Annotated in this window: 10 protein-coding genes; all 10 read left to right on the top strand. The window is 30.5% G+C overall.

Annotated elements, in window-relative coordinates; translation table 11 throughout:
• The first annotated feature begins 109 nt into the window (after nt 1–109).
• The 10 genes from rpsO (at nt 110) to recA (ending at nt 11,948) form a co-directional block, all read left to right on the top strand.
• Complete coding sequence (gene rpsO, locus VIM70_RS01010) at nt 110–373, top strand: 30S ribosomal protein S15 (RefSeq protein WP_331943222.1); 264 nt, start codon at nt 110–112, stop codon at nt 371–373.
• Between the two features lie 93 nt (nt 374–466).
• Entirely contained in the window at nt 467–2,593 is a 2,127-nt protein-coding gene (locus VIM70_RS01005) for a polyribonucleotide nucleotidyltransferase (RefSeq protein WP_331943220.1), read from the top strand.
• A gap of 97 nt (nt 2,594–2,690) precedes the next feature.
• Nucleotides 2,691–3,965 (top strand): pitrilysin family protein, encoded by a 1,275-nt coding sequence (locus tag VIM70_RS01000; RefSeq protein ID WP_331943218.1) that lies wholly within the window; start codon nt 2,691–2,693, stop codon nt 3,963–3,965.
• A gap of 85 nt (nt 3,966–4,050) precedes the next feature.
• Complete coding sequence (locus VIM70_RS00995; RefSeq protein WP_331943216.1) at nt 4,051–4,326, top strand: YlmC/YmxH family sporulation protein; 276 nt, start codon at nt 4,051–4,053, stop codon at nt 4,324–4,326.
• Between the two features lie 15 nt (nt 4,327–4,341).
• Nucleotides 4,342–5,532 carry an aspartate kinase gene (gene dapG, locus VIM70_RS00990; RefSeq protein WP_331943214.1) on the top strand — a complete coding sequence of 397 codons (1,191 nt, stop codon included), beginning with the start codon at nt 4,342–4,344 and terminating at the stop codon, nt 5,530–5,532.
• Between the two features lie 56 nt (nt 5,533–5,588).
• On the top strand, nt 5,589–6,275 hold the full coding sequence (locus VIM70_RS00985; protein ID WP_331943212.1) for a ClpP family protease: 687 nt from the start codon (nt 5,589–5,591) through the stop codon (nt 6,273–6,275).
• Between the two features lie 193 nt (nt 6,276–6,468).
• Complete coding sequence (locus VIM70_RS00980) at nt 6,469–8,766, top strand: FtsK/SpoIIIE family DNA translocase (protein WP_331943210.1); 2,298 nt, start codon at nt 6,469–6,471, stop codon at nt 8,764–8,766.
• A 97-nt stretch (nt 8,767–8,863) separates the two neighbouring features.
• The gene (gene rimO, locus VIM70_RS00975; protein ID WP_331943208.1) at nt 8,864–10,198 is read left to right on the top strand and encodes a 30S ribosomal protein S12 methylthiotransferase RimO; all 1,335 of its coding nucleotides are present in this window, start codon (nt 8,864–8,866) and stop codon (nt 10,196–10,198) included.
• Entirely contained in the window at nt 10,185–10,730 is a 546-nt protein-coding gene (gene pgsA, locus VIM70_RS00970) for a CDP-diacylglycerol--glycerol-3-phosphate 3-phosphatidyltransferase (RefSeq protein WP_331943206.1), read from the top strand. The genes rimO and pgsA overlap by 14 nt, the downstream gene beginning before the upstream one ends.
• 162 nt (nt 10,731–10,892) lie before the next feature.
• A complete protein-coding gene (recA, locus tag VIM70_RS00965) occupies nt 10,893–11,948 on the top strand; it encodes a recombinase RecA (protein ID WP_331943204.1) in 1,056 nt (351 codons plus the stop codon).
• Nucleotides 11,949–12,023 lie beyond the last annotated feature (75 nt).

Here is a 12,023-nt window from a genome sequence, read left to right as displayed (position 1 = left end):
TTACAATTTAATCTTAGTTTGTTATAATTGGTGTGAACCTTATGCTAAGTTCACCGAATCGCCAACGGTGTACTTGGAATATGGGGATTATATTCGGAGGTGTTGTAAAATGCAAAAGGCTAGAAAACAAGAAATAATGGTTAAACATGCGAGACATGAAGGAGATACAGGTTCTCCAGAAGTGCAAATCGCACTACTTACTGAAAGAATTACAGAGTTGAATGAACACTTAAAAATTCATAAAAAAGATCACCATTCAAGAAGAGGTCTGTTAATGATGGTTGGACAAAGAAAAGGTATGTTAGGTTACTTGAAGAATCAAGATATCGAAAGATACCGTGCAATTCTTGCAGAACTTGGACTAAGAAAATAATTGGGAGCGGCTTAGCCGCTCTATTATTTTAGTTTGGGAAAGAATATATACAATTATTAATAATATTAATATAAATTGAAGGGAGGCAAATATATGATTCATATTATGGAAACTACTGTAGCAGGTAGAGTTCTTAAAGTTGAATATGGTAAAGTTGGAATGCTATCAAACTGTGCACTATTCATGAGTTATGGCGAAACAGTAGTTCTAGTTAATGCAAATGCTTCAGAAAAACCAAGGGATGGAATTGATTTTTTTCCACTAAGTGTAGAATATGAAGAAAAACTTTATGCAGTTGGTAAAATTCCTGGTGGATTTATAAAAAGAGAAGCAAGACCATCAGAAAGGGCGATTTTAACAGCAAGAGGTATTGATAGGCCATTAAGACCACTGTTTCCTAAAGGTTATAAAAATGATGTTCAAATTGTTTGTACTGTACTATCAGTTGAACAAGATAATTCACCTGAGATACTTGCTATGAACGCAGCTTCACTAGCACTATGTATATCAAGTATACCATTTACTGATGCTGTTGCAACAGTTTCGGTTGGTTTAGTTAATGGTGAGTTTATATTAAGTCCTACGCAGAGCGAGAGAAATGCAAGTTCTATGAAGCTTACAGTTTGTGCAACAAAAGACAACGTAACAATGATAGAAGCTAGTGGGGATGAAATTGCTGAAGATGTAATGATTGCTGCAATCGACTTTGCTTTTGAAGCATGTAAGGAAATAGTAGCTTTCCAAGAAGAAGCTGTGGCTAAATTTGGAAAGAAAAAAAATATTCCTGTATTTGAGGAAATAGATGAAAAACTCCAAAGTGAAGTTAGAGAATTCTCATTTGATATGGTAAAAACAGCAATGTACATAACTGATAAAGATGAGAGAAATTTAATGGTTGATGAAATAAAAGAAAAAATAAAGGTTGAATTCAATGAAAAATATGCTGATAAAAAATCAGATATAGGTGAAGTTTTTTATAATATTCAAAAAGAAATAGTTAGAAATATGATGTTAAATGAAAACAGAAGACCAGATGGAAGAGCTTTTGATGAGGTTAGACCAATTAGTTGTGAAGTTGGAATACTTCCAAGAACTCATGGAACAGGTCTTTTTACAAGAGGACTTACTCAAGTACTCGGAGTTGCTACATTAGGATCATTAAAAGAAGCTCAGATGTTAGATGGAATAGGTGATGAAGATACTAAAAGATACATGCATCATTATAATTTCCCCGCTTATAGTGTAGGAGAAACTAAGCCAATGCGTGGACCTGGAAGACGTGAAATTGGTCATGGTGCGTTATCAGAAAAAGCAGTAGAACCACTATTACCATCTATAGAAGAATTTCCATATGCCATTCGTGTTGTATCAGAAGTATTAAGTTCTAATGGTTCGACATCTCAAGCGAGCGTTAGTGCAAGTATTTTAGCATTATTAGATGCAGGTGTTCCAATTAAGAGACCGGCAGCAGGAATTGCAATGGGTTTAATTACAAATGCAGATTTATCTAAAGAAAAGGTATTAACTGATATTCAAGGCATAGAAGATTTCTTTGGTGATATGGATTTCAAAGTAGCTGGAACTGTTAAAGGTATTACAGCTATACAAGTTGATACAAAACTTCACGGGTTATCTAATTACTGCATTAAAACAGCAATTATAGATGCGAAAAAAGCAAGACTTCATATAATAGAAAAAATGAACGCATGTATACCAGCACCAAGAAGTGAAATGTCAGCTTATGCTCCTAGGATGTATATACTTAATGTTGCACCTGACAAGATTAGAGATGTAATAGGCAAAGGCGGAGCAACTATAAAGAAAATTATAGCTGAAACCGGCGTTAAAATAGATACTAATGATGATGGAAAAATTGTTATTATGTCTAGTGATAGCGGTAGTGCAAATAAAGCTGTAAAGATTATTGAGGAGCTAACTAAATCGGTTAAAGTAGGCGAAATATATTTAGGGAAAGTAACAAAAATTGCTGCTTTTGGAGCTTTTGTTGAAATACTTCCTAATAAAGAAGGATTAGTGCATATTTCTAAACTTGATTTTGTCAGAGTAAATAAAGTAGAAGATATTGTGTCAGTTGGTGATGAAATATTAGTAAAAGTAATGGAAATAGATAACCAAGGAAGAGTAAACCTTTCAAGAAGAGACGCTATGAAAGATAGTGAAAATGAAAAAAAAGAGAATGAAAAAAAATTAAATGAATAATAATAGAGGGGCTTAGATGCCTTTTTATTTTTTTTTTAAATAAAATCACACTAATATGCACATAGTAAATATAAATTCTCATTAAGGAGAGGCGCATATGTATAACTTGTTTAAGTTAGATAATGGTTTAAGAGTTGTAGTTGAGGACATTGAATATGTAAATTCTGTGAGTGTAGGTTTGTGGGTGGAAAATGGTTCAAGGAATGAAAATGAAACTAATAGTGGAATATCACATTTTATTGAACATATGCTTTTTAAAGGAACGCATGGTAGAACTGTAAAACAAATTGCTGAAGCTATTGAAGATGTTGGTGGGCAAATTAATGCATTTACAGGTAGAGAAGCTACGTGTTTTTATATAAAAGCATTGGAAACACACTTAGAATTATCATTAGATATTATATCCGATATGCTTTTCAATAGTAATTTTTCAGATGATGATATTGAAAAAGAAAAAAGTGTAATTATTGAAGAAATAAATATGAGTGAAGATTCACCTGAAGATGTTTTAGCGGATTTACACACAAAAGCAATATGGAATACAGATTCAATTTCATTCCCTATTTTAGGAACCATGAGTACTGTTAAATCCTTTAGTAAAAAAATATTAGTAGATTATAAAGATTCATATTATATACCAGAAAATTCAGTTATATCTATTTCAGGTAAATTTAATATGGAAAATATACAATCACTGGTAGAAAAATATTTTGGAAAATGGAGTTGTAAAAATAAGAAGATTACTAAATATAGCAGACCTGAGATACTAAATCATCATTATTTTAGAAAAAAAGATATTGAACAACTTCATGTAAGTTTAGGAATACCTGGTATCGAGATTGGAGATGATGATACATATACACTAATATTACTAAGTAATATATTAGGTGGAGGAGCATCATCCAAATTATTTCAAAAAATTCGTGAAGAGTTAGGTGTATGTTATTCAATTTATTCTTATATTTCAGCTTTTAAAAATACAGGAGTAGTAAGCATTTATGCAGGGCTCAATCCAATGCATGCAGAAGCTGCTATTAATGCAATAAAAGAAGAGGTTAATCAATTCGCTAAATTAGGAATTGACAATGAAAGATTATATAAGGCTAAAGAACAATTAAAAGGTAGTTATATTCTAGGCCTTGAAAGCACAAGCAGTAGAATGTTTAGTAATGGTAGATCTGTCATGTTTATGAATAAAATTAATACTCCTAAAGATGTACTTAAAAAAATTAACGATATAGATATGACAAGGGTAAATTCTGTAATGGAAAAGACTTTTAAAAATGGTATAATAAACTCAGCATTTGTAGGCAAAGAAAAAGAAATGCTTGAGAAAGTTTTTAAAAGGGACATTATTTCTATGTATAAGTAAATTTATTTATAAAAACATATAAATTATGCATAAATCCTTAATATATTCCATATTATTTTATGAGAATCTTTAAGGAGATGTTTAGATGGAACCTAATATAAAAATGTATAGTGAAATGGAAAAATATGAAATTATCAATATTAATGATGGTGATAAATATAGTAATTTAGGTAGTAATGATGTAGTTATTGATGAGAATGGTTACCTGAAATTTTTGATTATTAATGAAGGCAGCTCTAAATTTAGTTTTTTTCGCAACAATGATATCATTGAAGTGCCATGGGAGTATGTTAAAAAAATTGGCTCAAGAACTATAATAATTGATGTTGATAATGAATTCTTAAAAAAATCTCATATTTAATTTTGGAGGACAGAAATGAAAATATTAGTGCAAAAATTTGGAGGCACATCTGTTTCAACCAAGGAAAAAAGAAAACTTGTAGTAAAAAAAATTTTAAATGCTAAATCCTTAGGATATTTTCCCGTGGTAGTAGTATCAGCCATGGGAAGGAAAGGTGAACCTTATGCTACAGATACATTGTTATCCTTGGTAGATGATAATTTAAAAGTTTCAAATCCACTAGCAATGGACTTATTAGTGAGTTGTGGTGAAATTATAAGTACTGTAATAATGTGTAATGAATTAAATAATAATGGAATTGACACTGTTCCCTTAACTGGAGGACAAGCAGGTATAATTACCGATTCTAATTACACAAATGCTGCGATACTTAATGTGGAAACTAAAAAAATATTAAGCATTTTGCAAAATGGAAAAACACCAGTAGTAGCAGGATTTCAAGGCATGGATGAAAAAGGCTATTTTACTACCATAGGGAGAGGTGGTAGTGATGTTACTGCTGCAATACTAGGAGCAAGGCTTAATGCCTGCGAGACTCAAATATACACTGATGTTGATGGAATTATGACAGCAGATCCAAGAATAGTTTCTGAAGCAACTTTAATAAAAGAAATTAGTTATGATGAAATCTTTCAATTCGCAGATCAAGGGGCAAAGGTTATACACCCAAGGGCAGTTGAAATATCAAGAAAATACAATATACCTCTAGTAATAAAGAATACTATGAATGAATGCACTGGAACAGTAATTAGTAATTTCGAAAGTGAAGTTTATGAAAATATAATTACAGGTATTACACACATGAATAATAGAGTACAAATAAAAATTTGTAAAAATTCAGGATGTAGCTACGATGATCTATTTGATATTTTAGCACAAAATCTTATAAGCATTGATCTTATAAATATCTTCCCTAAAGAAAAGATATTTACTATTGATGAAAAAGACTTTACTAAATTTTCTGATTTAATAAAAGAACTTAATATGTCCTGTTCTTTTGTGAAGGATTGTAGTAAAATTTCAATTATAGGTTCAAAAATGAGAGGCATTCCTGGTGTTATGGCGAGAATACTCAAGGCCTTAACTAGAGAAAAAATTGAAGTGCTACAAACAGCAGATTCTCATATGACTATATGGTGCCTTGTAGAAACAAGTTATGTTAAAAAAGCAATTAATGCGCTTCACAAAGAATTTAAATTAGGATAAAAAATGCATATAGTTTCTCTTAATGCACAAAATAAAATGGATTAGGAGGAATGTAAATGTTAAAAACAGAAAAAAACCAAGAAGATAATAGCGATTCAAATGAGCAGATTGAAAATATCAAAGAACTGGGAACAACTAATATTCCAACTCAAGATGATAAAATTCAGGTTTTAACTATTATAGGTCAAATAGAAGGACATATAATGTTATCTCCTCAAACAAAATCTACTAAGTATGAACATGTTATTCCAGAACTTATTGCTATGGAGAGGAATGAAAAAGTAAAAGGTATCCTTATAGTTCTAAATACTGTAGGAGGGGATGTAGAAGCAGGTCTTGCAATAGCAGAGATGATTAGAAGTGTAAGTAAGCCTACTGTATCATTAGTTGTCGGAGGAGGTCATTCAATAGGTATACCACTGGCAACAGCTGCTAAGTTCTCATTCATTTCCCCATCTGCAACTATGATAATTCATCCTATAAGAATGAATGGTTTAATAATAGGTGTACCTCAAACTTTTGAATATTTTAATAAAATGCAAGAAAGAATAACTGAATTTATTATTAGAACCTCAAAGATTGATAAGGAAACTGTAAATAGACTAATGGTTCAAACTGATGAGCTTTTAAATGATATGGGCACTATACTTATAGGAAAACAGGCAGTTGATAATGGCTTAATAGATGAGGTTGGTGGCATTAGTGAAGCATTATCAAAATTAAACGAAATGATTGATAAATAATAAAAATAGATATAAATAGGTCAGAGTGACCTATTTATATCTATTTTCATTGGGTTTAACTAATACTAATAGAATTTAATATCTTTTAAAGTGTTAGGGTAAGATTTATGTATAAATCTATTGAAAGTTAGAGGACATTTCTAAACTTTGTAGAAATAATAAAGATATAAATAATAAAGAAAGTGGTGATACTTTGGCTAGAAAAAGAATTAAATCCAAAACTTCTAAGGGTATAGATTCTAATAGTGAAATTTTTGGAATTATTTTAATAACAATAGGAATATTAATTTTATTAAGTATATTTTCAACAAACATTTCAAGTTCAAATTCTATATCAGGCATGATTGGTGATTTTGTTAATAATGTACTTTTTACAATTTTTGGAGTTGGTGCATATCTTTCACCTTTTTTGATAATATTTATTGGTGTTTGTTACATAGTTAAAAAAGGTAAGATAAATTTTAGTAAGAAGTTTTACGGAATAATACTTTTTATAATAAATACATTGCTATTTATACAAATGTTATGTTTAGATAAGTACTATACTAAAGGAAATTTTTTGCTTGGAATAAATAAAATATATAATTCGGAAACAACGCTACATGGGGGGATTATTAGCTATTCAATTGATGTACCAATGCATACACTATTTGGTGGTGTGGGAAGTTGTATAATTTTTATAGCTATTTATGTTATATGTTTAATTTTAATATTAAACATATCGCTCCATGATATCTTTTCTTATTTAAAAGATAAAATTATAATCAAAAAGACTAGAGAGACAAATGATAACAATGAGTTATATGTAGAAAATAATGATAAGCAAGAGGAATTAGTAAACCAAGGTAAAAATAAATTTATTAAAGATATTAGTAATAAAATTAAGATAATAGATTTTATAAAATCAAATGAAATTGCCGCTGAAGAGGAAGAATTTAATAAAGAAGAAACTATTAATAATAAGAGTGATAATGTACGAGAATCAAAGGGAAATCACATAGACAATTCTATAAAGCAAGAATTAGAGCAAGAAATTCAATTAAATAGTACAAGAACAAAACCAAACTATAAATATCAATATCCCACTCTAGAGTTGTTAAATGAAAATACTACTGCTAAAATGAATAAAAATGATAAAAAAGAATTACTTAATAATGCAAATAAATTACAAGAAACATTGAGTAGCTTCGGAGTTGAAGCAAAAGTTATTCAAGTTACAAAAGGACCTTCAGTTACAAGATTTGAGCTTCAACCAAATGCAGGCGTTAAGGTGAGTAAAATTGTGAACTTAGCAGATGATATTGCACTTAACTTGGCGTCTTCGGGGGTAAGAATTGAAGCACCAATACCTGGTAAGGCAGCGGTGGGGATAGAGGTACCAAATAAAGAGTTAAGCGCAGTATACTTAAGGGAAGTAATAGAGTCTAATGAATTTCTAGAAACAAATAAAAATCTATCATTTAGTTTAGGAAAAGATATAGGTGGTAATTGTGTTGTTTCAGATTTAACAAAAATGCCGCACTTGCTAGTAGCTGGTGCTACAGGGTCTGGAAAGAGTGTTTGTATAAATTCATTAATAATAAGTTTACTTTATAAATATTCTCCTGAGGATGTTAAATTATTATTAATTGACCCTAAAGTTGTAGAGTTAAACATTTATAATGGGATACCTCACCTATTAATACCTGTTGTAACTGATCCAAAGAAATCAGCAGGCGCTTTGAATTGGGCTGTAAATGAAATGTCTAGGAGATACAAGAGTTTTGCTGACAATAATGTCCGCAGTATTGAAGGATATAATGAATTAGCTAATAAAGGTATTGTTGAAAATAAATTACCTTGGATTGTAATTATAATTGATGAGTTAGCTGACTTAATGACAGTTTGTGCCAATGATGTAGAGGAATACATTGGAAGGCTCGCACAAATGGCAAGAGCTGCGGGAATGCATTTAGTAATTGCTACGCAAAGACCATCAGTTGATGTTATTACAGGGGTAATAAAAGCTAATATACCTTCAAGGATATCTTTTGCAGTTTCAAGTCAAATAGACTCAAGAACAATTTTGGATTCATCTGGTGCAGAAAAATTACTGGGTAAAGGTGATATGCTTTTTTATCCTGTTGGAGAAGCTAAACCAATTAGAATACAAGGGGCTTTTGTGTCCGAAGAAGAAGTTGAGAGAGTTGTTGATTTTATAAAAAATCAGAAGACAGAAGTAAACTATGAAAAAGAAATTATAGATGAAATAGAAAGTAGTTCTAGTAATAAAGATAAAAATGATGATGTTGATGAATTACTAAATGAAGCAATAAAAATAGTAGTTGAAAATGGCCAAGCCTCCACTTCCTTATTGCAACGTAAGTTAAAAATAGGTTATAATAGAGCAGCAAGAATTATAGAGCAAATGGAGGAAAGCAAAATTATTTCAGGTAGAAATGGAAGTAAACCAAGAGAAATATTATTAAGGGATAGTGAGTTAGACAGTTAATGAAATAATTTTTTGAAAAAAAAGTTGTAAATACCCTTGTTTAATTTGCCAATCGCATTTACAATAATTTATGTATACAAATGTAGGAGGATGACTGTTGGAAAAATTTAAAGTTGGAGTAATTAATTTAGGTTGTGATAAAAATAGAATTGACAGTGAGATTATAATAAGCAGTTTAAGTGAAAGATATGATATAACAAATGATCCTAAACTAGCAGATATAATTTTGGTCAATACTTGTGGATTCATAGAATCGTCGAAACAAGAATCAATAGACACTATTCTGGAAATGTCAAAATACAAAGAAAAATACAAGTGTTCAGTATTAATTGCAACAGGTTGTCTCACTCAGCGTTATGGCGCGGAATTGCTTGAACTTATGCCAGAACTTGATATAATGTTGGGTGTTAATGATTATAACAAGTTATTAAGTAGTATAGAAGAGGTACTCTTAAAAAAAGTAAAAGTTCAGCATTGTAGTTATAGTGATGAGAATATTAATGAGGGACAAAGGGTATTAACTACAGGAACCTACTCTGCATATATTAGAATTTCTGAGGGCTGTGATAATACTTGTACATATTGTGCAATACCGAGTATTAGAGGGAAATATAGAAGTAGGAAAATTGAAAATATAATGCAAGAAGCTAAAGATTTAAGTGAACATGGCTGTAAAGAAATTATTCTAGTTGCTCAAGATACCACTAGGTATGGAATTGATTTATATGGTGAAAAAAAACTACATAAGTTGATAAATGAAATTTCCAAAATAAGTGGAATTGAATGGATAAGGGTACTTTACTGTTATGCAGAAGAAATAACTGATGAAATTATTAATGAAATAGCAACAAACGATAAGGTATGCAAATATGTAGATATACCAATTCAACATATAAGTGATGAGATTCTTAAATCAATGAGAAGAAAAGGAAGAAAAAATATTATAATAGAAAACATAAATAAGATGAGAAAGAATATAAATGGATTAATTCTTAGAACAACGCTAATTGTTGGATTTCCAGGAGAAACTGAGGAAAATTTTCAAGAATTAAAACAGTTTATTAAGGAAATTAAATTTGACAAATTAGGAGTGTTTAAGTATTCAATGGAAGATGGAACTGTAGCTGCAGAAATGAAAAATCAAATTCCAGAAGAAATAAAAGTGAAACGTGAAGAAGAATTAATGATAGTACAACAAAGTATATCCAAAGAAATAAATAGTAAAAAAATAGAAAAAATCTACAAAGTTTTGGTTGAGGGGTTTGATGGTAAAACTTATTTTGGTAGAAACTATGAAATGGCACCAGAAGTTGATGGAACTATTTTCTTTGAAGCTGATAAACTTTATAACAAGGGAGAATTTGTTAATGTGAAGGTTGCCAAAGCTTTAGAATATGATTTAATAGGAGTTGAGTGCTATGAATCTTGCTAATAAACTTACAATGATACGAATTTTTTTAGTACCTGTATTTTTACTATTTATAGCTGTTAAAGGTATACCTTATGGGAGTGTATTGGCTACTATTATTTTTGTAGTGGCATCACTTACAGATAAATTGGATGGATATATAGCTAGAAGTAGAAACCAAATAACTAATTTCGGAAAATTTATGGACCCTCTAGCTGATAAATTATTAGTAACTGCGGCTCTTGTATCATTAGTTGAACTTCATATTGTATACGGCTGGGTAGCTATGATTATAATTGCAAGAGAGTTTGCAGTTACAGGACTTAGAACAATAGCGGCCGCTGAAGGAAAAGTAATTGCGGCTAGTAAGTGGGGAAAATTAAAAACAGTTATTCAAATAGTAGCTATAATTTCAGCATTGATAAATTTATCTTACGTAAATACAACTATAAATATGTTAACTAATATTCTTATGGCTGCTGCAGTAATTATTACAATAATATCTGGTGTTGACTATTTTGTGAAAAACAAAGGTACAATTAGAGTGGATAGGTGATTAAATTATTGAGTATTGTTAATAATACAATTAAAAGGGTTTTAAAGTGGATAAAAACGGTAACTCTTATTTTGGATGTTGACCATACAAAATAAATGGTGTATACTTAATTTAGAACAAATGTTCGTTAATAGAAGGGTGGTGAACCCAAAGGGGAAATTTATGAATAATGAAAAGTTAAAAGCACTTGAAGTAGCTATGGGTCAAATAGAAAAACAATTTGGTAAAGGTTCTGTAATGAAACTTGGAGAAAATAGTAAATTAAATATAGATGCTATTTCCACTGGTTGTTTAGGACTTGACATAGGACTAGGAATAGGTGGTGTACCTAGAGGAAGAATGATTGAAATTTTCGGACCAGAATCTTCAGGTAAAACTACAATTGCACTTCATATAGTGGCAGAAGCACAGAAATTAGGTGGCACAGCAGCATTTATAGATGCAGAAAATGCTTTAGACCCTCAATATGCTAAAGCACTAGGAATTGATATTGATAATCTAATAGTTTCCCAACCAGACACTGGTGAGCAGGCATTAGAGATTACAGAGGCATTAGTTCGCTCTGGAGCTATTGATGTTATTGTTGTGGATTCAGTAGCTGCATTAGTGCCTAAAGCTGAAATTGAAGGCGAAATGGGAGATTCTCATATAGGACTACAAGCAAGACTTATGTCTCAGGCTTTAAGAAAACTTGCAGGATCTATAAATAAATCTCAATGTGTTCTTGTATTTATAAATCAGTTAAGAGAAAAAGTTGGAGTAATGTTTGGAAGTCCAGAAGTAACACCTGGTGGTAGAGCGTTAAAATTTTATGCGTCCGTTAGACTTGATATTAGAAAAATAGATACAATTAAACAAGGCGACGAATTTATGGGAAATAGAACAAGAGTAAAAATAGTTAAAAATAAAGTAGCCCCTCCTTTTAAGAAAGCTGAATTTGATATTATGTACGGACATGGCATATCTCGCGAGGGAGATGTTCTAGATATAGGAGTTTCAGAAGAAATTGTGCAAAAAAGTGGAGCATGGTTCTCATATGGAGATGCGCGTCTTGGACAGGGAAGAGAAAATTCAAAACAATATTTTAAAGAAAACCCTTTGGTCATGTTAGAAATTGAAAACAAAATCAGAGAAAAATATAATTTACCATTATACACCAATCCAGAAATTAGCAAAAAAGAAGTTGCTAAAAAAGAAGGTATAAAGAAGGAAGCATAAAAGCAAGTTTTTACTTGCTTTTTTTTAAATTAATAACTAATTTAAATGTTATAATCTTGACATTAATTGAAAAGT

The sequence above is a fragment of the Clostridium sp. genome (genome assembly GCF_036569345.1).
Lineage (GTDB): Bacteria > Bacillota > Clostridia > Clostridiales > Clostridiaceae > Clostridium_AD.
This window is presented reverse-complemented; position numbering and strand designations above follow the sequence as displayed.